Origin of the sequence: Flavobacterium terrigena (assembly GCF_900108955.1) — a bacterium.
Classification (GTDB): Bacteria; Bacteroidota; Bacteroidia; order Flavobacteriales; family Flavobacteriaceae; genus Flavobacterium; species Flavobacterium terrigena.
This window is the reverse complement of the sequence record NZ_FNYA01000004.1, coordinates 235935-262323: the sequence shown is the minus strand read 5'-3', so window position 1 is coordinate 262323 and position 26389 is coordinate 235935. Positions and strand designations below refer to the sequence as shown.

General features: G+C 32.7%; 14 protein-coding genes. All 14 read right to left on the bottom strand.

Annotated elements, in window-relative coordinates; all coding sequences use genetic code 11:
- Positions 1 to 10: 10 nt before the first annotated feature.
- Positions 11 to 598 (bottom strand): dephospho-CoA kinase, encoded by a 588-nt coding sequence (coaE, locus tag BMX42_RS09025; protein ID WP_091312599.1) that lies wholly within the window; start codon positions 596 to 598, stop codon positions 11 to 13.
- A 1-nt stretch (position 599) separates the two neighbouring features.
- A complete protein-coding gene (locus BMX42_RS09020) occupies positions 600 to 1595 on the bottom strand; it encodes a glycosyltransferase family 2 protein (RefSeq protein ID WP_091312596.1) in 996 nt (331 codons plus the stop codon).
- Between the two features lie 88 nt (positions 1596 to 1683).
- A complete protein-coding gene (locus tag BMX42_RS09015; protein ID WP_091312594.1) occupies positions 1684 to 5520 on the bottom strand; it encodes a GEVED domain-containing protein in 3837 nt (1278 codons plus the stop codon).
- A gap of 198 nt (positions 5521 to 5718) precedes the next feature.
- Positions 5719 to 9525, bottom strand: a complete 3807-nt coding sequence (locus BMX42_RS09010) for a T9SS type A sorting domain-containing protein (protein WP_143055623.1) — start codon at positions 9523 to 9525, stop codon at positions 5719 to 5721.
- 160 nt (positions 9526 to 9685) lie between these two features.
- Entirely contained in the window at positions 9686 to 14503 is a 4818-nt protein-coding gene (locus BMX42_RS09005; protein ID WP_091312582.1) for a T9SS-dependent choice-of-anchor J family protein, read from the bottom strand.
- 222 nt (positions 14504 to 14725) lie between these two features.
- Entirely contained in the window at positions 14726 to 18574 is a 3849-nt protein-coding gene (locus BMX42_RS09000) for a T9SS-dependent choice-of-anchor J family protein (protein WP_091312579.1), read from the bottom strand.
- A 159-nt stretch (positions 18575 to 18733) separates the two neighbouring features.
- Positions 18734 to 19924 (bottom strand): enoyl-ACP reductase FabV, encoded by a 1191-nt coding sequence (gene fabV / locus BMX42_RS08995; protein WP_091312575.1) that lies wholly within the window; start codon positions 19922 to 19924, stop codon positions 18734 to 18736.
- Positions 19925 to 19982: 58 nt separating this feature from the next.
- The gene (recN, locus tag BMX42_RS08990) at positions 19983 to 21635 is read right to left on the bottom strand and encodes a DNA repair protein RecN (protein WP_091312572.1); all 1653 of its coding nucleotides are present in this window, start codon (positions 21633 to 21635) and stop codon (positions 19983 to 19985) included.
- Between the two features lies 1 nt (position 21636).
- The gene (gene porD / locus BMX42_RS08985) at positions 21637 to 22521 is read right to left on the bottom strand and encodes a type IX secretion system protein PorD (protein ID WP_091312569.1); all 885 of its coding nucleotides are present in this window, start codon (positions 22519 to 22521) and stop codon (positions 21637 to 21639) included.
- Positions 22511 to 23722: a bifunctional phosphopantothenoylcysteine decarboxylase/phosphopantothenate--cysteine ligase CoaBC gene (gene coaBC / locus BMX42_RS08980; protein ID WP_091312566.1), complete on the bottom strand. Its 1212-nt coding sequence runs from the start codon at positions 23720 to 23722 to the stop codon at positions 22511 to 22513. The genes porD and coaBC overlap by 11 nt, the downstream gene beginning before the upstream one ends.
- A 15-nt stretch (positions 23723 to 23737) precedes the next feature.
- Positions 23738 to 24052 (bottom strand): DNA-directed RNA polymerase subunit omega, encoded by a 315-nt coding sequence (locus BMX42_RS08975; protein WP_091312562.1) that lies wholly within the window; start codon positions 24050 to 24052, stop codon positions 23738 to 23740.
- 8 nt (positions 24053 to 24060) lie between these two features.
- Positions 24061 to 24867: an outer membrane protein assembly factor BamD gene (locus BMX42_RS08970; RefSeq protein WP_091312558.1), complete on the bottom strand. Its 807-nt coding sequence runs from the start codon at positions 24865 to 24867 to the stop codon at positions 24061 to 24063.
- Between the two features lie 85 nt (positions 24868 to 24952).
- The gene (gene dapA / locus BMX42_RS08965) at positions 24953 to 25831 is read right to left on the bottom strand and encodes a 4-hydroxy-tetrahydrodipicolinate synthase (RefSeq protein WP_091312555.1); all 879 of its coding nucleotides are present in this window, start codon (positions 25829 to 25831) and stop codon (positions 24953 to 24955) included.
- A gap of 1 nt (position 25832) precedes the next feature.
- Positions 25833 to 26351, bottom strand: a complete 519-nt coding sequence (locus BMX42_RS08960; protein WP_091312552.1) for a DUF6913 domain-containing protein — start codon at positions 26349 to 26351, stop codon at positions 25833 to 25835.
- Positions 26352 to 26389 lie beyond the last annotated feature (38 nt).

Here is a 26389-nt window from a genome sequence, read left to right as displayed (position 1 = left end):
ATGTTAAATTTCAAATATTTTTCAAAATTTCAATCAAATTATCGACCTTTTTATACGTTATATTTAATTTCTCATTTTCTATAACATAAGTCGCTAATTCTACTTTTTTTTCTTCAGGAAGTTGATTTTTAATGATTTGAAGTATATTCTCTCTTGAAGTTCTATCTCTTTCTAAAACTCTCTTAATTCTAGTTTCAATTGGTGCTGTAACTAAAATGGTAGCATCACAATATTTTTGTCCATTGGTTTCAAATAAAATGGCAACTTCTTTAATAATAAATGGTGCTTTTTTATTTTTATGTAACCAATTTTCAAAATCAGTTTTCACTTTTGGGTGAATAATTTTATTTAGTTGTTCTAATCTGTTTTTATCTTTAAAAACCAATTCACGAATGGCATTTCTGTCTAATAATCCGTTTTCTAAAATAACCTTTTCTGAAAATTTGGACTGAACTTCTTGAACAACATCTTTGTCGTCCATAATATTTTTAGCGGCTTCATCGGCAATGTAAACTGGAATTCCTTTTGAAGCAAAATATTTTGCAACAGTGGTTTTCCCGCTACCAATTCCGCCAGTAAGTCCAATAATTTTTGTCATCTTATCTTTTAAAAAACATTTTTGGAAAAGCTATTTCTGGTTGTTGTTTTAAAATATGAATTTTAATAAATGAGAGTAAAAAACCTTTTCCATATCCATAAAACTGAATTATAGCAGCTACAATACTATAAAACGCAATTTCCAATGATTTATTTTGTCCTAATGAAGAAATAAATAACATTGAAAAGTAAAAACCATAACAGTATAAAAAATAAGGAAAATTAAAAATCACACATACTACAGAAAACAAAAAACCTAGTAAAAATAAGGTTGGAAACCAAAATGTAATTTTTGTATATTCTGGATACCAAGCGTTTAATATGGGTCTGGCTAAACCAAATTTATTAACTTGTGTGTAAAATTTATTCCAATCAATTCTACGTTTATGATATACAAAAGCTTTTGAAATTAATTTTGTTTTGTAACCCAATTTCCATAATCTGATAGATAAATCTGGATCTTCACCAGGGTGAATATTTCCGAAACCTTTTGATGCAATAAAAGCTTTTTTAGATAATCCCATATTGAAACTTCTAGGTTGAAATTTATCTAATTTTTCACTTCCACCTCTTATTCCACCAGTCGTTAAAAAAGAAGTCATCGTAAAATTAATTGCTTTTTGAATGTTTGAAAACGAATCTAAAGCGGCATCTGGTCCACCAAAACAATCTACATAATCTTTTGATAATTCCTCATCTACCGTTTGTAAATAATTTGGAGGAATAATACAATCTGAATCTAAAATTATAAAATAATCGCCTTTAGCTACATTCATTCCATAATTTCTTGAGTCACCTGGTCCAGAATTAGGTTTAAAATAATAGCTTACATTTAAAGGTGCATATTTTTCAATAATATGTTTACATGTAATTGTAGAACCATCTTCAATAATAACAATTTCATAATTGCTAGAATATGTTTGTTTTGTTAGACTTTCTAACAATTCATCAATTTCATCTGGACGGTTATAAATAGGAATTATTAAAGAAAAATGCATATCATAATTTTATAAAAACAAAGATATATATAAAAACAAAAAAGTCCCGATTTCTCGAGACTTTTAAGTAAAAAAATTATGTGTAAAATTATTCTTTAATAACTTTAATTGTATGAACTGTATCTTCAACAGTAATGTTTACAATATAAGCGCCTGCAGTTAAAGCAGACATATTAACTTGTACGTCATTAGCATTGGTTTTAGTATTTAAAACTTCTTGACCTAATAAGTTAATAACTCTTACATTACTAATTGAATTTTTGTATGATAAATTCAATACATCTTTCACTGGATTTGGATATGCTACGAAAGAAGTTGTATCAAATGAATTTGAACTTAAAACAGTATCAACTGTAAAATCAAGAGTAATCCCATAATAACCACTATAACATGAATTTGGAGGATTCTGACCTGAATCAGCTGAACCAATTCTCATTCTATGAATACCAGTTGGTGCTGTCATTGGCATTATAAATGATGCATCTACAGTATTTGGTTGATCAATTGTACAAGCAATACCTGTTTTAACTAACTCACCAGCATCATCAAAATCATAATCATTATTAAAATCTATCCAAACATTAACGTCATACGTATAACCCGTACTAAATGTTAATTGAACATTTGTATTTTCTCCTTGAGAAATAATTTCAGGAACTGCTGTTAAATCAGCATAAGTAACATCAGCAATATTATTTGTTGTTGAACCGATTACAGCTGTTGTAATACCTAAATTATCATTTGATATTGGTGAAGAAGTACAATAACAACCTGTAGCTGCTGTTGTAAATGATTGTTCTGTACAACCTGTTGCAGAACCTGCAGCATTATACGGCACAACTTTCCAAAAATAAGTAGTTCCTATTGAACCTGAAAATGAATATGAATTTAAACCAACGTTAACTGCATTAGCAATATCAGTTCCACCAGAAGTAGAACCAATAGTTACATAATATCCTGCAGCTGTAGATTCATAATCCCAAGTTAAATTATTAGAAAAGTTTCCACAAGTAGCGTTTGGTGTAGCTACTAAATTAGTAGTACAAGCTGGAGCTGAAGCTGGTGATAATTTTAATTCAAAATCATCAAAAGCAATATAAATAGGGTAACCTGGTTGATTTACTCTAACTGCAAAATAATAAGTACCAGTTGTTGCAGGAACAAATGTTCTAATAACTTTAGTGTATGGCTGAATTCCAAATGTTCCTGTTCCAGGTACATTATAAGCAGTACCTAATTGAGTAGCGCCAGTTGAATTTTGAACAGAATTAACAAAATAATCAACAACCCAATTAGCTCCACCATCACCTTGAATCCAAGATGAAAAATCGTAAGAAGTATCAGCAACTAAATCAAAACCTGGAGTCCACATGAACTCGTTAGTTGCAAGCCATGCATCTCTTAAATAATTTGCACCTGAATGTGGAGTATTACTAGATGTAGAGTTAGAAGTACTATAATCACCATTTTCTTCAGACCAACATTGTGGTATTGCTGGAGTTGTTACTGCATCAAAATTTTCAATCCAAGGCAATGTAGCAATTGGTGAACAAGCTGTAGTAAATGGAATTGTTACCCAAATACCATAACTTCCTGCACCACAATCAGTTCTTACATGTAAATAATGAACAGTTTGAGGAGCTAAACCTGAAGCCATATAAAAAGTAGCTGTAGTTGGAGTTCCAGAAGCAGGAGGTGTAGCTGAAGTTGTAATAGCGTATTCTACTCCAGCAGCAACTGCATCCCAAGAAGTATTAGCTCCTGAAGAAGTAATATTTGAAACCACTAATCCAGTTTGATCTGGACATGTAGGAATTGCTTCCCAAACTACATCATCTAAATAAACGTTTGAATAAGTTGATGTTGATAATCTTTTTAATGCAATTGCTGCACCTGGACCAGAAAAAGTATCAAAATTAACTATATAACTTTGATAAGTAGTAGTAATATCAACAGCTTGAACCAATGTAAAAGTACTTGCATCTGCTGGATCTGTTAAAACTCCAATTTCTAAATCTTGAGTATCAACATTATTTAAAGCTTTGAATTTTAAACGATGAGTACCTGCACTTAAATTACTTAACAATGGAGTTACCAACATTATATTATCTGAAGCTCCAGAATTTGAATTATATAAATCAACACCATTAGGTGCAGATGCATATACAGTTGAAGTATTAACACTTGCATAAGTAGATAATGTTGCTCCAGAAAGTAATTTACTCCAACATCCAGGTAGAGTTGGAGTAGTTACTGAATCAAAATTTTCATTAAAATTAGCAATTGGAGAACAAGCAGTAGTAAATGGAATTGTTACCCAAATACCATAACTTCCTGCACCACAATCAGTTCTTACATGTAAGTAATGAAGAGTTTGAGGAGCTAAACCTGAAGCTATATAAAAAGTAGCTGTAGTAGCGGTACCTGAAACAGGTGGAGTTGCTGAAGTTGTAATAGCGTATTCTACTCCGGCAGCAACAGGATCCCACGAAGTATTAGCTCCAGTAGAAGTAATATTTGAAACCGTCAATCCAGTCTGATCTGGACATGAAGGAATTGCTTCCCAAATAATATCATCTAAATAAACATTTGAATATGTTGATGAAGATAATCTTTTTATTGCAATTACTGATCCTGGACCTGTGAAAGTATCAAAATTAACTATATAACTTTGAAAAGAATTAGTAATATCAACAGCTTGAACCAAAGTAAAAGAATTTGCATCTGCAGGATCTGTTAAAACACCAATTTCTAAATCCTGTGTTTCTGTAGTATTTCTAGCTTTAAATTTTAAACGATGTGTACCGTCACTTAAATTACTTAACGTCGGTGATACTAACATAATATTACATGCAGAACCGGAGTCAGAATTATATAAATCAACTCCATTTGGTGCAGATGTATTTGTAGTTGCTGTACCAACACTTGCATAAATTGATATTCCTGTTCCTGAAAGTATTTTACTCCAACAACTTGGTAAAGCTGGTGTTGTTACTCCATCAAAATTTTGATTAAAATTGGCCACAGATACACATCCTGTTGTAAATGAAATTGGTCCATACCAACCACTAAATTCACCAGCAGCACAATTTGATCTTACAAATACATAATAAGTTGTTGTTGGCAATAAAGAAGAAACACTTGCATACACATTCGTAGTAGCAGTACCAGCTCCTGTTGGAGCAACATTTGAAGTTGAAACTACATATTCATATCCAATTAGTGGAGTAGATGAAGTCGCATCCCAAGAAATATCTGCAGTAAATGCTGTAACATTAGCACTCACTAAATTTAATGGAGCTAAGCATGAAGCTACATTTCCTGTCGCTACTAATAATGGTCTATCATTCAATGCTGTTCCTGTAACTTCAGTACAAGGTGAAGTAGATGAATCACTTCTGAAAAACACAGCCTGTGTTCCTGTAGTTGTAGAATTAGCACAACTTACATTTTGTGTATAAGTACCTGATGAAGAACCAGCACAAACTTCAACTATTACGTTTGAAGTTCCATCCCAAACAAAAGGAGTTGTTAATGTAAACATAACATTACCTGTTGTAGATGGAGTAAAATCTGTTGGACCGTAAACTACAGTTGAACCAGATTCAAAATTTGCAGTTAACACAGTAGATGAAGTACTTTTCATTGAAATTGTATAGCCTTCTTGCAAAGTACTTGCATTATTTGAAGTGACTACCCAACCAATTTCAGTAATGTTTCCTGCAACTAAACCAACTCCTAATAATTCTGAAGCTGTGTACAAAAACTGAACTCTACCAGTTTTATAATAATCTTGCATTGGTGATGGATTGCTAATTGCTGTGTTTGGTGTACCATCGTTCACACCAACTACAATCGTACCCGTTTGGGCGGATATTTGCCAACACGTAAAGAGCGCAAATAACCATAATGTAATTTTTTTCATTAATAAGGTTTTTTGGTTTATAATTACGGGGGGAAAATATTTCGCAATATAATAGCATTAAATAACTTCATCCTAAAAATCATTGAATTATCATAAATAAACAACAAAATGTTATAAAAAATCAAATGTTCTAAGAAAAAAATATGCAAAAAAAAGTCCCGATTTCTCGGGACTTTTAAGTAAAAATTTATTTTAAAATTATTCCTTAATAACTTTAATTGTATGAACTGTATCGTCAACAGTAATGTTTACAATATAAGCACCTGCAGTTAAAGCAGACATATTAACTTGTACATCATTAGCATTAGTTTTAGTATTTAAAACTTCTTGACCTAATAAGTTAATAACTCTTACATTACTAATTGTTGATTTGTATGATAAGTTTAATACATCTTTCACAGGGTTTGGATATGCTACAAATGTAGATCTATCAAAACTAGAAGAGCTTAAAGAAGCATCATAAGCAGAGATTTTAAAAGTATTAAATGTATCATTACCATATTCCCATGCTCTTACATATAACAATTCTCCTGGTGTTCTACCAGTTAAAGCAACTAATGAAAAATTACCATTTGTTCCATCATCATCATCACATTCAACTAGAACTAAAGCGCCACAAGCACCTGAATAAACAGCTAAACCTGTATCTGTTATAGTTGTACCAGTGTTAGTATCAGTTTCTAATGTAATACTTCCTGAAGCAGGAACTAAAACAGAATACCAAACATCACCACCTGAATATGAAGCACAACCTGGAGCAGTTTCTGTTGAACCAGTAGCTCCAACATTAGTTGCAACCAATGGATTAGTTGCGAATGTAGCACCTGGAGTTAAAACTGTAGCATTACTACAATTATCATTAACTGGAGGTGTTGCTAAAGTTGTAAAACTAACTGTAGACCAAGTACTATAAGTTCCAGCTGAACATACAGAACGTATATGGAAGTAATATAATGTTGAAGCATTTAAACCACTAGCTGGATACGCCAAAGCCATTGTTGAAGTTCCAGAACCAGCCGGATCAGTGGCAACATTATCTAAAACATATTCATAACCTAAAGCTGCACTTGGAACAGCTGCCCAAGATAAATTAGCTGCAGCATCAGTAACACCTGAAGCTGAGGCTAATGGCGCAGGACAAGCAGGAGTTAATTTCAACTCAAAATTATCAAAATTGATTCCATTTGGTGCAAGTGGTGCAACCACATGAACTCCAAATGAATAATCACCTGAAACTGTTGGTGTATATTCTAGAGAAACTAATGTCCATGCTGGACCTTGATATCCAACTACAGTTGATAATGTAGTATTCATTGCTGCACTATTTTGAGAGTTTCCTACCCCAACAGTAACATCATAACCTACAGTAGTATCGTTTGTTCTTACAAAATAACTAAATGTATAAGAAGTTCCTGCAGTTAACGTAAACATTGGTGTAAAAGCCCAACCATCTGTACTCCAAGTTCTTCTTAAAGAATTGGCTCCACTATATGCGGTTGGTGTCGTTGAAATAGACCAAGTACTAGTTGTATTTGAGTAGTTCCAACAATTTGGAAATACATTAGTTCCAGGAGTTAAAGCATCAAAATTTTCTAACCAAGGTAATGCTAATGGTACACAAGCTGTTGTAAAAGTCGTTGTAGCCCAAACTCCGTAAGTACTACCCGCACATTCTGATCTAACATGTAAATAATAAACCGTTTGAGGTAACAAACCAGATGCAATATAAAAAGTAGCAGTTGTTTGAGTACCTGAAGCTGGTGGAGTTGCTGATGTTGTAACTGCATACTCGTAACCAACAGCACCTAAAGCAGACATATCATCCCATGAAGTATCAGCTCCTGATGAAGAAATATTTCCAACAACTAATCCTGTTTGATCTGGACAAGTTGGAGATAATTCTAATCTAAAATTATCAAAATTAATTCCATTTGGCGAAACTGGTGCAACAACATGTACTCCAAAAGAGTAATCACCTGTTACAGTTGGAGTAAATTCATGATTTACTCTAACCCAAGCTGGACCTTGATAACCAGCTACAGTTGACAATGTAGTATTCATTGCTGCACTATCTTGTGAATTTCCAACACCAACTGTAATATCATAACCTACAACATTATCGTTAGTTCTTACATAATAACTAAATCTGTAAGAAACACCAGCTGTTAAAGTTGCCATAGGCGTATAAGCCCAACCATCTGTACTCCAAGTTCTTCTTAAAGAATTGGCTCCACTATATGCTGTTGGTGTAGTTGAAATTGACCAAGTACTAGTTGTATTTGTATATCCCCAACAAGCAGGAAAAACATTTGTCCCAGTAGTTAAAGCATCAAAATTTTCAGTCCATGGTAAAGAAGCAATTGGTGCACAACCTGTTGTAAAAGTAGTTGTCCCCCAGTTTCCAAATGTACTACCAGCACATTCAGATCTTACATGTAAATAATATACTGTTTGTGGATTTAAACCAGAAGCAATATAATAAGTATTTGTAGTTCCAGTACCTGATGCAGGTGGAGTTGCTGAAGTTGTAATAGCATATTGATAACCTATTGCACCAGTTCCAGACGTATCATCCCATGAAGTGTTAGCTCCAGAACCAGTAATGTTATTTACAGTTAATCCTGTTTGATCAGGACATGTTGGAGTTAAACGAATTTCAAAATTATCAACAGAAAAATCTACAGAAGCAGATCCGTTTGTTGCACCTTCTATAGCTCTAAAAGCAAAACGAACAGTTTGTGCTGAAAAAGAACTTAAATCAATAGTATTAATACTACCTGTGTTTGAAGGTACATTACCATCATTATAAATAAATATTGGAGTCCAGTTTGTCATACCAGTTGTAGTAACTAACACTTCAATTGAATCATCTGACTCCCATGCGGTAGTTGGTGCTGTAGTTGCACCACTTTGATTAGCTGCTGCAATAAATTTTAATTCATAACCAGCTGCAGGAATTGTAAATTCTGGAGAAACAACCCAGTCATTATCACCAGTAGCATCAAGAGTTACTCTGATTGCTCCTGTTGTTCCTACATTTCCTAAGCCATCAACTAGCCAACTTCCTGCTCCAACTGTTGCTGGACCTACAGCTAAATCACCATTATCAGCTTCTGTCCAACAATTTGGTAAAAATGTTGTAAAAGGTTCTAAGTGAGGTAAGGTAGTAATTGCTCCACAAGTTGTAAATGAAGTTTCTGTACATCCAGTAGCATCTCCGTTAGCATTATATGGAATTACTTTTACATAATAAGTTGTACCAGATGTTAAAGCCGGTAAAGTATAGTTAGTAACGTTACCTACATCAAATAAATTTAATACATCTGTACCACCAGATATTGTACCTACATTTAGTTTATATCCAGTTGGTAAACCTCCTGCAGCATTCCAAGAAATAGTTGAACCTAAAACATTTGTTGCTCCATTTGCAGGGGTTGATAATACTGTACATAATGGTGGAACTACTGTTACTTGTGTAGCCGAAAAATTATCAATATAAATATCATAATCTCCTGCTGCCCAAGTATATAAAAATCTAATTCTAACATCAGAACCATTTGGCAAACTTGCCGCAGGAATGACATTTGAAAAGTTTGCACAAGTATTTGCAACAACGTGATTTGCATCATTAATTGTAAAAAAAGTTGTCCAAGCACCTCCATTATTAATAGAATATTGAACTTGAATATTACCCCAACCTGCTGGATTAGCATTTGTAGTATTCCAAACTTCAATTTTATAATCAAAAGATACTGTTAAGTCAGTTGCATTTGAAGCTGCAACTTGGTTAGGAGTAACCAGTGTACCTGTGTTACTACTAGCGTATAAGTTATCTCTAATGGAATTTCCTGAACAAGATTCTGCAGCAGCAATTGTCTTGCCCCCAGTTTCTGTCCAACCTGTAGGTAAAGTAGTAGCAGAATCAAAATTCTGTATAATACCTACTTGTGCTGATATTTGCCAACTTGATAGTAAGACAAACACCCAAAAAGTAATTTTTTTCATTTTTTCACTGTTTTTATTTGGTTTATTACAGTAAATAAACAAAAAAACTATCAAATGTTACAATAATTAACTTGCATTCCCGATGAAATACAAATTACATCGATATATTGCAAAAAAAAATCCCGTTTTCACGGGACTTTTTTTACAAATTTTAAAAAAATTATTCTTTAATAACTTTAATTGTATGTACTGTATCTTCAACAGTAATATTAACAATATATGCTCCAGCAGTTAAAGCTGACATATCAACTTGAAGATCATTAGCATTAGTCTTAGTATTTAAAACTTCTTGACCTAATAAGTTAACAACTCTCACATTGCTAATTGCTGATTTATATGATAAGTTTAACACATCTTTCACTGGATTTGGATAAGCTACAAAAGTAGTTGTGTCAAAAGAATTTGAACTTAATATAGCCGTATCAACTGTAAAATCAAGAACAATTCCATAAGAACCATTATAACAAGGATTTGGAGGATTTTGAGCAGTCCAAGCTGAACCAATTCTCATTCTGTGTTGACCAATCGGTGCAGTTAAAGGCATTGTAAATGATGCGTCTACAGTATTTGGTTGAACAGTTGTACAAGCAATACCAGTTTTAACCAACTCTCCTGCATCATTAAAGTCATAATCATTATTAAAATCTACCCAAACATTAATATTATATACAAAACCTGTACTAAATGTCAATTGAATATTTGTGTTAGATCCTTGAGTAACAACTTCAGGAACTGCTGTTAAATTAGCATAAGTAACATCAGGAACTGCATTTGATGTAGCACCAACTAAAGCTGTTGTAATTCCTAAACCATCATTAGAAGTTGGTACAGAAGTACAATAACAACCTACAGCAGCTGTTGAGAATGATTGTTCTGTACAACCAATTGCTGCACCTGCTCCATTATAAGGCACAACTGACCAAAAGTAAGTAGTTCCTATTGAACCTGTAAATGCATAAGAATTTGATCCAACGTTAACCGCATTTGCAATATCAGTTCCTCCTGGAGTTGTACCGATTGTAACATAATACCCATTAGCTGTTGGCTCAACATTCCAATTTAAATTATTAGAAAAATTTCCACAAGCATTAGGTGTAGCTACTAAATTAGTTGCACAAGTTGGAGGTGTAGATGGTGATAATTCTAATTTAAAATCATCAAAAGAAACATACCAAGGGAAACCTGGTTGATTTACTCTAACTGCAAAGTAATATGTTCCCGATGTTGCTGGAACAAACGATCTAGTTACTTTAGCATAAGGTTGAAATGAATAAGGAGTTCCAACGCCTGGCACATTATACGATGCACCAATTTGAGTTGCACCTGTAGAATTTTGAGCTGAATTAACAACATAATCAACAACCCAACCTGTTGCGTTATCACCTTGAACAAAAGATGAAAAATCATAAGAAGTTCCTGCTACTAAATCGAATCCTGGTGTCCAAATATATTCGTTAGCTGCAGCATAAGAATTTCTAATATAACGAGTACCTGTATTTGCTGTACTATATGTAGTACTTGCGTTTGCTGAAGTCCAATCTCCATTTTGTTTATACCAACATGGAGGATAAACTGTACTACCAACAGTTGCTAAACCTTCAAAACCTTCATTCCAAGGTAAAGTATTTATTGGAGCACATTGTGTTGTAAACGTAATTGGACCTGTCCAATAACTAAAATCACCAGCACTACAGTCTGAACGAACAAAAACATAATATGTTGTTTGTGGTAACAAACTTGATAAACTTGCATAAGTATTTGTTGTTGCAGTACCAGCCGTTACTGGAACTGTATTTGTTGTTGAAACAAAATACTCATAACCAGTTGTTGGACTTGGAGATGTAGCATCCCAAGAGATACTAGCTGTAGTAGAAGTTACAGTTGAAAAAATTAAATTTAAAGGTTCAATACAACTTGGCGTTAATCTAATTTGAAAATTATCAATAGAAAAATCAATATCAGCAGAACCATTTGTAGCACCTTCAACAGCTCTAAAAGCAATTCTAATATTTTGACCTGCATATGCATCTAAATCTAAAATATTTGGTGTTCCTGTATTTGATGGTTGATTAGTATTGTTATAAGTATGTAATACTGTCCAGTTTGTTAATTCTGTAGTAGAAACTAAAACCTCAATAGAATCATCAGATTCCCAGGCGTTAGTAGGAGCATTTACTGTAGCAAACTGAGTTGCAGCAGCATCAAATTTTAATTCATATCCAGCAGCTGGAATTGCAATTCGAGGAGAAATAATCCAATCGTTAGCACCAGTTGTGTATATTTCATTTCTAATAGCACCAGTTGTACCAACATTTGCAAATCCGTCAGCAAACCAACCAAGGGCAGTTGATGAAGTTGGTCCAGTTGTTAAATCACCACCAGTTCTATTAAACCAGCAAACGCTTGGTAAAAATGTTGCAAAATTTTCAGTCATTGGAACTGAATACACACCACAAGGTGTTGTAAACGTAACTGGTCCACTCCATTCGCTAAATCCTGAAGCACCACAATCAGATCTCACAAAAATATAATATGTTGTGTTTGATAATAAACCTGAAGCAGATGCATAACTAGTTGTTACAGGAGTTCCAGCAATAACAGGTATAGTGTTTGATGTTGACACAATATATTCGTAACCAACTGAAGGAGCGGTTGCTGGAGCTGTCCAAGACATATCAACAGAAGAATCCGTTACATTTCCAAAAACAATACCTATTGGTTCTGAACAAGCAGGAGTTAATCTTACTTGAAAATTATCAATAGAAAAATCAATATCAGCAGAACCATTTGTAGAACCTTCAACAGCTCTAAAAGCAATTCTAATATCAGAACCAGCATATGCATCTAAATCTAAAATATTAGAAGTACCAGAATTTGATGGTTGATTAGTATCGTTATAAGTATGTAATACTGTCCAGTTTGTTAATCCTGTAGTAGAAACTAAAACTTCAATAGTATCATCTGCTTCCCAAGCATTAGTCGGAATATTTACGTTACCGAACTGTGTAGCAGCTGCATCAAATTTCAATTCATATCCAGTAGTTGGTATTCCAATTCGTGGAGAAATAATCCAATCGTTACCACCTGTTGTAAAAATTTCATTTCTAATAGCACCTGTAGTACCCACATTTGCAAATCCGTCAGCAACCCAACCAGAACCAGTTAATGAAGTTGGTCCAGTTGTTAAATCACCACCAGTTCTATTAAACCAGCATACACTTGGTAAAAATGTTCCAAAATTTTCTGTCATTGGAGCTGGATATACTCCACAAGCTGTTGTGAAACTAACTGGTCCAGTCCATGAACTAAATCCTGCCGCATCACAATTAGATCTCACAAAAATATAATATGTTGTATTTGATAACAAACCTGAAGGAATTGCATAAGTATTTGCTACTGGAGTACCAGCAGTTACTGGAACTGTATTTGATGTTGAAACAAAATATTCATAACCATTTGAAGGAGCAGTAGCTGGAGCAGTCCAAGACACATCAATTGTAGAATCAGTTGCGTTTGCAGTAATAATACTCATAGGCTCTGAACAAGCAGGAGTTAATCTTACTTGAAAATTATCAATTGAAAAATCGATATCAGCAGAACCATTTGTAGAACCTTCAACAGCTCTAAAAGCAATTCTAACATTTTGACCTGCATATGCATCTAAATCAATAATATTAGGTGTACCAACATTCGATGGCTGATTAGTATCGTTATAAGTATGTAATACTGTCCAGTTTGTTATTCCAGTTGTAGAAACTAAAACTTCAATAGTATCATCTGCTTCCCAAGCATTAGTCGGAGCATTTACTGAATTATATTGAGTTGCAGCAGCATCAAATTTCAATTCATATCCAGTAGCTGGAATTGTAATCACTGGTGAAATAAACCAATCATTAGCACCAGTGGTAAAAATTTCGTTTTTAATTGCTCCTGTTGTACCAACATTTCCAAATCCATCAGCAAACCATCCTAAAGCTGTTGAAAAAATTGGTCCAGTTGTTAAATCACCACCTGTTCTGTTAAACCAACATGCGTTTGGTAAAAAAGTTGCAAAAGGCTCTAACATTGGTGCTGTAACTGGCCCACATGTAGTAGTAAAAGAAATTGGTCCATACCAACCACTAAATTCACCAGCATTACAATTTGATCTCACATAAATATAGTAAGTTGTTTGTTCTAATAAAGACGAAACACTTACAGATGTATTAGTAGTTGCTGTACCAGCCCCAGTAGGAGCAGCATTTGAAGTTGAAACTACATATTCATATCCAATACCTGGATTAGATGTAGAAGCAGTCCAAGAAATATCTGCAGTAAAAGCTCCAACATTAGCACTTACAACATTTGTTGGCGCTAAACAAGAAGCAACATTTCCAGTTGCAACTAATAAAGGTCTTTCATTTATAGTTGTTCCTGTTGTTGCTGTACAAGGTGATAATGATGCATCATTTCTGTAATATACAGATTTGATTCCTACAGTTGTATTATTTGCACAACTAACATTTTGCGAAATTGTACCTGTAGATACACCTGCACATACTTCAACAATTACATTTGAAGTTCCATCCCACACAAAAGGAGTTGATAATGTAAACATAACATTTCCTGTTGTAGACGGAGTAAAATTTGTAGGACCGTAAACTAAAGTTGCACCCGATTCAAAAGTACTTGTTAATACCGTTGAAGCTGTGTTCTTCATAGAGATTTTGTAGCCTTCTTGTAAAGTACTTGTATTATTTGAAGTAACTACCCATCCAATTTCTGTAATATTACCTGCTACAAAACCAGCATTTGTAAGCTCTGAAGCTGTATACAAATACTGAGCTCTCCCAGTTTTATAAAAATCTTGCATTGGAGAAGGATAACCTGTTATAGTATTTGGCGTGCCGTCACTTACACCAACTACTATTGTCCCTGTTTGGGCGGATATTTGCCAACACGTAAAGAGTGCAAATAACCATAAAGTAATTTTTTTCATGAATAATTTTTTAAAGTTATAATAATGAGGTTTTTAAAATAATTATGTAAAAAAATGATATTAATTATGTTATTCCTAAAAATTATTAAATTATCATAAAAAAATAAATAAATGTTACAAAAAATAAATGAATGTTACAATAAACAAAAAATGTTGTAAGAGAAAATACATAAAAAAAAGTCCCGATTTCTCGGGACTTTAGTTAAATAATTTTTTAGAAAATTACTCCTTAATAACTTTAATCGTATGTACTGTATCTTCTACAGTAATATTTACAATATATGCACCTGCAGTTAAAGCAGTCATATTAACTTGTACGTTATTAGTATTCGTTTTAGTATTTAAAACTTCTTGACCTAATAAGTTAACAACTCTTACATTGCTAATAGCAGTTTTGTATGTTAAATTTAATACGTCTTTCACTGGATTTGGATAAGCTACAAAAGTAGTTGTATCAAATGAATTTGAACCTAAAGTAGTATCAACAGTGAAATCAAGAGTTACACCATAAGAACCACTATAACATTCATTTGGTGGCACTTGACCACCGTCTGCAGTACCAACTCTCATTCTATGAACACCAGTTGGTGCAGTTAAAGGCATTAAGAACGAAGCGTCAACTGTATTTGGCTCAACATCTGTACAAGCAATTCCTGTTTTAACTAACTCTCCGGCATCATTAAAATCAAAATCGTTGTTAAAATCAACCCAAATATTAATATCATAATCGTAACCAGTATTAAATGTTAACTGAACATTAGTAGTTGTACCAGGTTCAACAATTACAGGAGTTGCAGTTAAATCAGTATAAGTAACATCAGCAATTGGATTTGATGTAGCACCAACTACAGCTGTTGTAATACCAGTACCATCATTTGAAGTCGGTACAGAAGCACAATAACATCCTGTTGCAACAGTTGAAAATGATTGCTCAACACAACCTGTTGCAGAACCTGCAGCATTATAAGGCACGACTTTCCAAAAATAAGTAGTTCCTATTGAACCAGTAAATGAATATGAATTCGAACCTACGTTAACAGCATTTGCAATATCAGTTGCACCAGTACTTGTACCGATTGTAACATAATATCCTGTAGCTGTTGGCTCAAGATTCCAAGTTAAATTATTAGAAAAATTTCCACAAGTAGCGTTTGGTGTAGCTACTAAATTAGTAGTACATGCTGGAGGTGTAGATGGTGATACTTTTAATTCAACATCATCAATAGCAATATACCAAGGTCCACCAGTAGATTCATTTACTCTAAAAGCAAAATAATACGTTCCTGATGTTGCTGGAACAAATGATCTTGTTGCTTGAGCATAAGGTTGTATTGCAATTGGGCCTGAACCTGGAACAACGTATTGTGGCCCTAATTGAGTTGCAGCTGTTGAATTTTGAACATTGTTTACAAAAAAGTCAACCGTCCATGAACTAGCTCCATCTCCTTGAATCCAAGATGAAAAATCGTAAGAAGTTCCAGCAATTAAATCAAAACCTGGAGTCCACATAAATTCATTATTTGCAGACCATGCATCTCTTAAATAATTTGTACCTGAATGAGCTGTATTATAAGTACCTGCTACAGCTGTTTCATAATCACCATTTTCTTCAGACCAACATTGTGGTATAGCTGGTGTTGTTACAGCATCAAAATTTTCAATCCAAGGTAATGAAGCAATTGGTGCACATTGTGTAGTAAATGGAATTGTTACCCAAATCCCATAATCACCTGCACCACAATCTGTTCTTACATGTAAATAATAAACTGTTTGAGGTGCTAAACCAGAAGCAATATAAAAAGTAGCTGTAGTTGGAGTTCCTGAAGCAGGAGGGGTAGCTGAAGTTGTAACAGCATATTCTACACCAGCAGCAACTGCATCCCAAGAAGTGTTAGCTCCTGAAGAAGTAATACCACTAACTGTTAATCCAGTTTGATCTGGACAAGTTGGCATAGCTTCCCAAACAATATCGTCTAAATAAACGTTTGTGTACATTGAAGTTGATAATCTTCTTATTGCAATAACTGCACCTGGACCAGAAAAAGTATCAAAATTAACTACATAACTTTGAAAAGTACCTGTAATATCAACTGCTTCAACTAATGTAAAAGTACCTGCATCAGAAGGATCAGTTAAAACTCCAATTTCTAAATCTTCAGTAGCTGAATTATTTCTAGCTTTGAATTTTAAACGATGAGTACCTGCACTTAAATTACTTAACATTGGAGTAATCAACATAATATTATCAGTTGCAGAAGAATTTGAATTATATAAATCAACACCATTAGGTGCAGATGCACTAACAAAATTCACAGTACCAACAGTTGCAAAATTCGATATTGTTGCTCCTGAAAGTATTTTATTCCAACATGTAGGTAGAGCTGGTGTAGTTACTGCATCAAAATTTTCATTAAAATCTGTAATAGATGAACAAGCAGTTGTAAATGAAATTGTAGACCAATTTCCATATGTACTACCACTACATTCAGATCTTACGTGTAAGTAATAAACCGTTTGTGCAGTTAAACCTGTAGGTTGAAAATAAAGAGCAGTAGTTGCAGTACCTGAAGCTGGAGGTGTTGCTGAAGTTGTAACAGCGTATTCGTAACCAACTGAACCACCAACAGACATATCATCCCATGATGTATCAGCTCCAGATGAAGTAATGTTTGAAACTGTTAAACCTGTTTGATCTGGACAAGTTGGAGTTAAACGCACTTGGAAATTATCAATAGAAAAATCAATATCAGCACCACCATCGGCAGTACCTTCAACAGCTCTAAAAGCAAATTTTACTGTTTGAGAAGCATAAGCATCTAAATCAATTGCTAAAGAAGTTGCTGTATTTCCTGGTTGATTTCCATCATTATAAGTATGTAAAACTGTCCAGTTTGTATTACCAGTTGTAGAAACTAATACTTCAATTGAATCATCAGCTTCCCATGCAGGTGATGGAGCATTTGTAGATCCATATTGATTAGCTGCAGCATCAAATTTTAATTCATATCCTGTTGCAGGAATAGCAAATTCTGGAGAAATAACCCAGTCATTTGCAGAAGCAACAAAAACATTATATTTAAAAGCACCAGATGTACCAACGTTACCTAAACCATCAGCTTGCCATCCACTAGATCCAAAAGTTGCAGGACCAGCAGTTAAATCTCCACCGTCACCTTGAGACCAACATTGAGTTGGTAAGAAAGTTGCGAATGTTTCTAAACTCGGATAAGTTGTTATCGCACCACATGTTGTAAATGAACTTTCAGTACAACCTGTTGCACTACCATTAGTATTATAAGGAATTACAGTAACGTAGTAAGTTGTTCCAGAATTTAATGCTCCTAAATTATAACTTGTAACATTACCAACATCAAATAAATTTAAAACATTTGTACCACCTGGAGTAGTTCCAACATTTAATCTATAACCAGTTGGTATTCCTGGAGCATTGTTCCAAGAAATTGTAGAACTTAAAATATTTGTAGCTCCATTTGTAGGTGTTGCTAAAACAGTACAAGATGGAGGAAGCGCAGTTACTTGTGTTGCAGTAAAATCATCAATATAAATATCATAATCTCCAGCTACCCAAGTAAATAAAAATCTAATACTTACATCTGAACCATTTGGAACACTAGCTGCAGGTATTACATTTGAAAAATTAGCACATGTATTAGCTACAACATGATTTACATCATCAATTGTAAAAAATGTTGTCCATGCACCTCCATTATTAGTTGAATATTGAACTTGAATATTACCCCAACCAGGTGAGGCTGCGGTATTTGAATTCCAATTTTCAATTTTGTAATTAAACGACACTGTAAGATCTGTACCATTTGAACCAGCTACTTGATTAGGAGTAACCAACGTTCCTGTAGTACTAAAACTGTACAAGTTGTCAACAAAAGAATTCCCTGAACAAGCTTCAGTAGCAGTAACATAACCACCACCAGTCACCGTCCATCCAGCTGGCATATTAGTATCAGAATCATAGTTCTGAAAAATACCAACTTGTGCTGTCATTTGCCAACTCGTTAAGAGGGCAAATAACCATAAAGTAATTTTTTTCATTATTTAATATTTAATGTTTAGTAGCTGTAAATAAACAAAAAAATAATGAAATGTTAATATATTCAAAATATTTTACCGATGAAATGCACAAAACTTCGATAAAATGAAAAAATCCCGAACGAATCGGGATTTTATAACATTTATTCTATAAAATGTGAATTATTTCATACTTGGCACAAATACTAATTCTGAAGTATCTGCAAGGTAGTCAACACCATCGAAACCGAAACCAAATAAGTTCAAAAAGTCTTGTTTGTAACCAGCTAAATCTCCTATTTCAGAAAGATTTTCTGTGGTTGCAACTTCCCATAATTTAGAAACTTGTGCTTGAACATCGTCACGCATTTCCCAATCGTCAATTCTAATTCTTCCTTTATCATCAGTTGGAATAGCATTTCCGCTAAATAATCTGTTAGAATATAAACGCTGTATTTGTTCAATACAACCTTCATGAATTCCTTCAGCTTTCATTGTTTTGTATAATAATGAAATGTATAATGGAATTACTGGAATAGCAGAACTCGCTTGAGTTACTAACGCTTTATTTACTGAAACATACGCTTTGCAATTTACATCTTCTAATTGTTTTGTAATTTCAAAAGCTGTAGCTTCTAAATGATCTTTAGCACGACCAATTGTTCCTTTTCTGTAAACTGGCTCTGTAACTTCTGGTCCGATATAAGAATATGCTAAAGTCATCGCGTCATTTGCTAAAACTCCAGCATCTTTTAAAGCATTCATCCACATTGACCAATCTTCACCGCCCATTACGACAACTGTATTATCAATATCTTCTTGATTAGCAGGTTCAATAGAAACTTCTGTTACATTTCCTGTATGAAAATCAACTGTTTTGTTTGTAAATTTTCCACCAATTGGTTTTAATGTTGAACGATGTAAAACACCTGTTGTAGGATGCATACGAACTGGAGAAGCTAAACTATAAATTACTAAATCAACTTGACCTAAATCTTTCTTGATTAAATCGATAGTTTGTTGCTTAATTTCATTTGAAAACGCATCACCATTGATACTTTTTGCATATAAACCCACTTTTGCTGCTTCAATTTCTAATGCTGCAGAATTATAATAACCTGGAGTTGCTGTTTTTCCTTCACTTGGTTCTTTTTCGAAGAAAACACCAATTGTAGCTGCATCACAACCAAATGCACTTGTAATTCTTGAAGCTAAACCAAAACCAGTTGAAGCACCAATTACTAAAACTTTTTTTGCTCCATCAATTTTACCTTTTGACTTCACATATTCAATTTGATTTTTTACATTTTGTGCACAACCTTCTGGATGAGCTGTTAAACATATAAATCCGCGCATTCTTGGCTCTATAATCATAATTTTATTTTTTATTATTGTTGTATCTTGTTTTAAATCTATTACAAAAGTATAAATTTTAATTTAATAATGTTTTAGCATGAGTTAGTGCCGAATCTGTAATTTGTTTTCCAGATAACATTTCAGCAATTTCTACAATTCGTTCATCAGAATTTAATTTGACAATTTTAGAAATTGTATTATCTGCAACAGTCTCTTTTGAAACTTTATATTGCGCATCACCTTTTGAAGCAATTTGAGGTAAATGTGTAATCGCAAAAACTTGACGATTCGAGCTCATTTTACTCATAATTTCTCCCATTTTCAAGGCAATTTCACCAGAAACTCCTGTGTCAATTTCATCAAATAAAATAGTTGGCAATTGAGAAAAATCAGCTAAAACAGATTTTATTGCCAACATTATTCTCGACATTTCTCCACCTGAAGCCACTTTTTTAAACGAACCTAAGCTCGTTCCTTTATTCGCTGAAAACAATAATTCTAATTCGTCTTTTCCGTTCGATAAAAACTGATTCGAAGGAATTAATTCCATTTTAAATTGCGAATCTGGCATTCCTAATTCGAACAAAATAGAAGAAATTTTATCTATGAAAACAGGAATAGCCTTACTCCTGTTATCTGTAATATTTTTTGCTGTTGCATTTAATTCCGCAGTTTTCGTGCTTAGATACGCATTCAAACTATTGATTTTTTCTTCTAAATTATCAACTAAAAGCACTTTTTCGTCTAATTGATTTCTAATATCAATTAAATCTTCAATGGTAGAAACTTGGTGTTTCTTTTGTAAATCGTAAATCGTTTGTAATCTGCTTGAAATAAATTCTAATCGTTCTGGATTGTAAACGTTTTTTTCAGCTAAATTGAAACTCGTATCAGCAATATCTTCTAATTCAATCAATGAAGAATTTAATCTTTCATATAATTCTGAATAAGAAGTTGAAAATGGAGCGATTTTATGCAAAGCATTTTTGCACTCTTTCAAGGCATTTATGAATCCGAATTGCTCTTCATTAGCACTTGAAACCAATTTACTCAAAGTTTCGCTAATTAATTCCGAATTATTTAAACCCAATAATTCTTCTTCCAATTCTGCTTGTTCATTCGGTTGTAATCCAACTTGAATTAACTCATTTAACAAATAAGAATTGTATTCTTGAGCCGTAAATAAGGTATTTTTATCTGCAATTGCTTGTTCTAACTCTTTTGATTTTTGTTTAAAATCTGATAATAAAACTGCGTATTCTTTTAGATTTTCCGAATTCGTACCAATGGCATCTAAAATAGAAATCTGGTAATTTTGTTGTTCTAATTCACGTGTTTGATGCTGTGAATGTATATCGATAAGATTTTCAGCTAAAATTTGAAGTTCCGATAAATTAACCGGCGTATCATTAATGAAAGCGCGCGATTTACCTGAAGGTAAAATTTCTCTTCTTATTATTGTAGTGTTTTCGTAATCTAAATCGTTGGCTTCGAACAGCGGTTTTAAATTGTATTTCGAAACTTCAAAACTTGCTTCAACTACACATTTTTTTTCTTTATCTTTAAGTGAAGACAAATCGGCACGATTACCCATTATCAAACCTAAAGCACCTAATAATATCGATTTTCCCGCACCCGTTTCTCCAGTAATGGTAGCAAACTGATTGGTAAAATTAATATTAAGCTGTTCTATTAAAGCGTAATTTTGAACTGATAAAGATAAAAGCATATTACCTTATTTTATTCCATTTAGAAGAATTTAACGGAGAAATGGTAGCTAAATTATCTTTTACTTTTGAGACGTCTAACATTGGTCCACCAGTGAAAATATTTACAATTTCATCAGTTTTAGCATCGAAGAACGTTCTTGCTAAAAGTGAATTTGGTCTCACTTTATGTAATTTTAGCAACGTTTCAATAGAATTGATTATTTCTAATTTCCCGGTTTTTAAATCGTCTGCCATTTTATCTAATCCATTAATGTGATACTGATATAGTGTTTCTCTGTAAGCATCAAAAGTATTAGACATTAAATCTGAAATTAAATTATATCTCGTTGTTTTTTTTCCTGTTTGCACCCAACCAGAAAAACCACTTGATTGTGCTACATTCGAAATATTTAAAGCACTTTCTAAATATTCTGTACCGCCTTTATCAGAAAAAGTATCTGCATCAGAGGCTAAAACAATATTCGCATAAAAAGATAAAACGGATACTAAATTTGAAGTAAATGAATTTTGATCGTAAATTAAGTTTTCAAATTCAATGTATTTAAAACTTACGTCTTTATCATTAATATTTAGAATTGGTGTTGTAAAAGTTGAATTGAAAACTGGTCTGGTTGAATTTACTTGTAAAGTAACTTCGAAATTATTGGCTTCAAATTTATTTACGATAAAGAAAAATGAACAATTTACTTTTTCATTTTGTTTTACAACTTTATCTGAAAATTTAGTATTATTTAAAAAATCGAAAATTTGTTTTTCTAAATTCTTAAAAATCTGAGGATTTACGTTTGTAACCTGAGCAGAATTTATAGAAACTACTGCTTTTAATTCTTGTGAAGATGCACAAAAAGCACTTAAAACAAATAGTATTAAAAATTTAATTCGCATATTTTTTCACAATTAGGTTAACAATATCTTCGGCAACTAATTCCTTAGATTTTAAAGGATTCTCAAATATATTAAAATCTTTATCAATAAAAGTAACTTTATTCGTTGGTTTTCCAAAACCTGCACCTTTATCTTTTAAAGAATTCAAGACAATTAAGTCTAAATTCTTCTTTTCAATTTTAATTTTTGCGTTTTCTATCTCATTTTCAGTCTCTAAAGCAAAGCCAATTAAAAATTGATTCTTTTTAATCTGACCTAAAGATAATAAAATATCTTTATTTTTTTCTAGCTCTATAGTAAACGTTTCTTCCGTCTTTTTTATTTTCTGAGTGGCCACATTTTTTGGCTTATAATCGGCAACAGCAGCAGCAGCGATAGCTACATCAGTAGTTGAAAAATATTGATGACATGCTTCATACATTTCATCTGCCGAAGTTACTCTTATTACTTTTACCGAACTGTTCTTCATTTGCAAATGTGTTGGTCCAGAAACCAAAACAACTTCTGCACCTAAATTTGCGGCGGCAGTTGCAATATCAAATCCCATCTTTCCAGAGGAATGATTTCCTATGAAACGAACAGGATCAATAGCTTCATAAGTTGGACCAGCAGTAATTAAGACTTTTTTACCTTTAAGAGGTAATTTACTTTCCAAATCTTTTTCAATAAATTGAATAATATTTTCTGGCTCAGCCATTCTACCTTCACCACTTAAACCACTCGCTAATTCGCCGCTTTCTGCAGGGATTATAGTGTTTCCGAAACTTTGTAATTTATCGAAATTAATTTTAGTTGTAGGATGAATGTACATATCTAAATCCATTGCTGGAGCAAAATATACTGGACATTTTGCAGACAAATACGTTGCCATTAGCAAGTTATCACAAGTACCAGATGCCATTTTCGACAAAGTATTAGCTGTTGCAGGTGCAATAAGCATATAATCTGCCCAAAGTGCTAATTCTACATGATTATTCCAAGTAGCATTTGCATCTTCTTCGTTATAAAACGTACTATAAACTGGATTTTTTGAAAGCGTTGATAATGTTAACGGGGTAACAAAATCAAGAGAAGCAGGTGTCATGACAACTTGTACATGTGCACCTGCTTTTATAAGAAGTCTTACTAATGATGCTGTTTTATAAGCTGCGATTCCGCCAGAAACACCTAGCAAAACGTTTTTACCGTTTAAAACAGACATTAATATAAGTTTAAATTATTTAGTATCTCTATGATAAATTTTATCCTCTAACCATTCTTGAACAGCTAAAGCATGTGGTTTAGGTAATTTTTCGTAATATTTAGAAACTTCAATTTGTTCTTTATTTTCGAAAACTTCCTCTAAACTATCATTATAAGTAGCAAATTCGTCTAACTTATCTAATAATTCTTTTTTAATTTCAGAATTAATTTGATTTGCTCTACGTGCTATTATAGTAATTGCTTCATATACATTTCCAGTTGGTTCTTCAATTACACTTTTATTGTAAGTTATAGTGTTTACTGGAGCATTTGTTTTCTTTAAATCCATAATAATGATTAATTTGTATATTGTTTCAATTCTTTATCTACTGTTTCAAGCATTTTATTAGATTTCTCTAAATACTTGGTATCTGCTTTAAATTTGATTAAACTTTGATAATAAGTTTTAGCCGAATTTAATCTTTCTTGCTTTTTAGATGGAATACTATTCAACGCTAATTTGTACATTGAATCGTATTTATAAAACAAAGCGTCTTCTTTAAATTTTGAACCTGGATAATTTAAAACAAAGTTATCTAATGCTTTAATTGCGGCATTATAATCTCTAGTAAATTCTCCAATTGTATTATATTGTTTAGCAATTTCAAATGCTTTTAATTCTAATTTTTCAGATAACACTTTTACAATTTCGTTTGCTTTTGGCAAATATTGAGAATTTGGATATTTATTAGCAAAAATTTGAATCTTACTTAATGCTTTATCTGTATCAACTTGATCTAAACTATAAATCGGCGAAACTCTACTATAACTTTCAGCTCCTAAAAAGGCTGCTTCTTCAGCATTAGCACTTTTTGGGTAACTACTTGCAAAACTTTCAAATTGGTATGCTGCAGTAATATACTGTTTTGTAGCATATAATGCTTTTGCATAATTGAAAAAAGCGCTTTCTCCTTGAGGTTTTCCTCTATAAGAAGTGGCATATTGTTCAAACAATCTTATTGCTTTAGAATACTTTTTCTTTTCAATTTGTGTGTGAAAAACTTTTGTTTTGAATTCTACATCATCAGATTTTAAAGCTTTTTGATATTCACTACAAGATGATAATGTTAGTATTGCTAAAAGTATATATAAAAATTTGTTCATATTTATTGTTACGTTATGCCTTTTGCACACTTTGAAAAAGCAACTGCAAAGGTAGATATATTTTTATGTTTTACAAAAAAGATTTTTAACCTAAATTTTTAATGAAATTTGATAATCTTCCAGATAAGTTTTCATCAACAGTTACTAACGGCAAACGTACGATATTTTCAGATAATCCCAAGTGTTTAAAGACTTCTTTAATACCTGCAGGGTTTCCTTGTTCGAAAATCATATCAATTGAATCGGCTAATTTGTAATGAATTTTGTAAGCTTCAACTGCTTTTTTGTTTAATCCTAAACGTACCATTTCTGAAAATTCCTTCGGAAAACCTTCTCCAATTACAGAAATTACTCCTGCTCCACCAGCTAAAACCATCGGTAACGTAATCATATCATCACCAGAAATTACTAAGAAACCTTCTGGTTTAGTTTGAATTAATTTCATCGCTTGAACAATATCTCCAGCTGCTTCTTTAATTCCAATAACATTTTTAAAATCGTTTGCTAATCTAATTACCGTACTTGGTAACATATTACTAGCTGTTCTTCCTGGAACATTATATAAAATAATTGAAATTGGCGACGCTTCAGAAACTGCTTTGAAATGCTGATAAATTCCTTCTTGAGTAGGTTTGTTATAGTATGGAGAAACTGATAAAATCGCAGCAAACTGTGATAAATCTCTTGTTTTTAATTCTGCAACTACATCTGCTGTATTGTTTCCACCAACACCTAAAACCATTGGTACTCTACCGTTATTCGCAGCAATAATTGTTTGAATTACTAGTTCTTTTTCATCAGCGTTTAGAGTTGCGCTTTCTGCTGTTGTTCCTAATATTACTAAATATTCTACTCCGCCTTCAATAACGTAGTTTGTAATTTTAGCTAAAGCTTCTGTATCTACAGAAAAATCTTTTTTGAAAGGTGTAACCAGCGCCACTCCTGTTCCGATTAATGATTGCATGTTATATTTTTTTTAGTATTTTTAAATATTTAAATAATTCCGAAATAAATTCCGTGTAATTTTCCGCTACTGAATTGATTGACAAATGATTAATTCTTTTATCAATCGTTTGAAAACCAACCTTAAACTTGGCTTTTGAACTTTTTGTAACTAATAATAATGTTGGCTTTTGAATGTCGTAATAACTAATTAACATGTCAAAAGGTTGGTCGGTAAAATTAGTAACTCTTTCGCTTTTAAACAACCCACCAAATGAAATATCTTTCCTGAAAAAATAATCAAATTTTTCCAATAATGTTTTCTTATTCTTGTTTACAAAAGACAAAATTTCAATGTTTTCTTTTACAATGCCGTGTTTCGCAATTTCTTCAACTAATAATTCTTGATTCGTAAAATAATTCCCATCAATCAACACACCAACTTTAACTATCTTGTTTGAAGACACTTGTAATTGATAATCTTTTAACCTATTATTTACCTTTCTTTTAAGAAAAAAATCCTTTATTATTTTAGAAATCATTGTAACTTTACTTCTTTTACAAAATTAAAGTAATCTAT

Excerpts from the sequence above, each read along its gene's own strand:
- coaE (WP_091312599.1), bottom strand. The coding sequence starts at position 598 with ATGACAAAAATTATTGGACTTACTGGCGGAATTGGTAGCGGGAAAACC.
- BMX42_RS09020 (WP_091312596.1), bottom strand. The coding sequence starts at position 1,595 with ATGCATTTTTCTTTAATAATTCCTATTTATAACCGTCCAGATGAAATT.
- BMX42_RS09015 (WP_091312594.1), bottom strand. The coding sequence starts at position 5,520 with ATGAAAAAAATTACATTATGGTTATTTGCGCTCTTTACGTGTTGGCAA.
- BMX42_RS09010 (WP_143055623.1), bottom strand. The coding sequence starts at position 9,525 with ATGAAAAAAATTACTTTTTGGGTGTTTGTCTTACTATCAAGTTGGCAA.
- BMX42_RS09005 (WP_091312582.1), bottom strand. The coding sequence starts at position 14,503 with ATGAAAAAAATTACTTTATGGTTATTTGCACTCTTTACGTGTTGGCAA.
- BMX42_RS09000 (WP_091312579.1), bottom strand. The coding sequence starts at position 18,574 with ATGAAAAAAATTACTTTATGGTTATTTGCCCTCTTAACGAGTTGGCAA.
- fabV (WP_091312575.1), bottom strand. The coding sequence starts at position 19,924 with ATGATTATAGAGCCAAGAATGCGCGGATTTATATGTTTAACAGCTCAT.
- recN (WP_091312572.1), bottom strand. The coding sequence starts at position 21,635 with ATGCTTTTATCTTTATCAGTTCAAAATTACGCTTTAATAGAACAGCTT.
- porD (WP_091312569.1), bottom strand. The coding sequence starts at position 22,521 with ATGCGAATTAAATTTTTAATACTATTTGTTTTAAGTGCTTTTTGTGCA.
- coaBC (WP_091312566.1), bottom strand. The coding sequence starts at position 23,722 with ATGTCTGTTTTAAACGGTAAAAACGTTTTGCTAGGTGTTTCTGGCGGA.
- BMX42_RS08975 (WP_091312562.1), bottom strand. The coding sequence starts at position 24,052 with ATGGATTTAAAGAAAACAAATGCTCCAGTAAACACTATAACTTACAAT.
- BMX42_RS08970 (WP_091312558.1), bottom strand. The coding sequence starts at position 24,867 with ATGAACAAATTTTTATATATACTTTTAGCAATACTAACATTATCATCT.
- dapA (WP_091312555.1), bottom strand. The coding sequence starts at position 25,831 with ATGCAATCATTAATCGGAACAGGAGTGGCGCTGGTTACACCTTTCAAA.
- BMX42_RS08960 (WP_091312552.1), bottom strand. The coding sequence starts at position 26,351 with ATGATTTCTAAAATAATAAAGGATTTTTTTCTTAAAAGAAAGGTAAAT.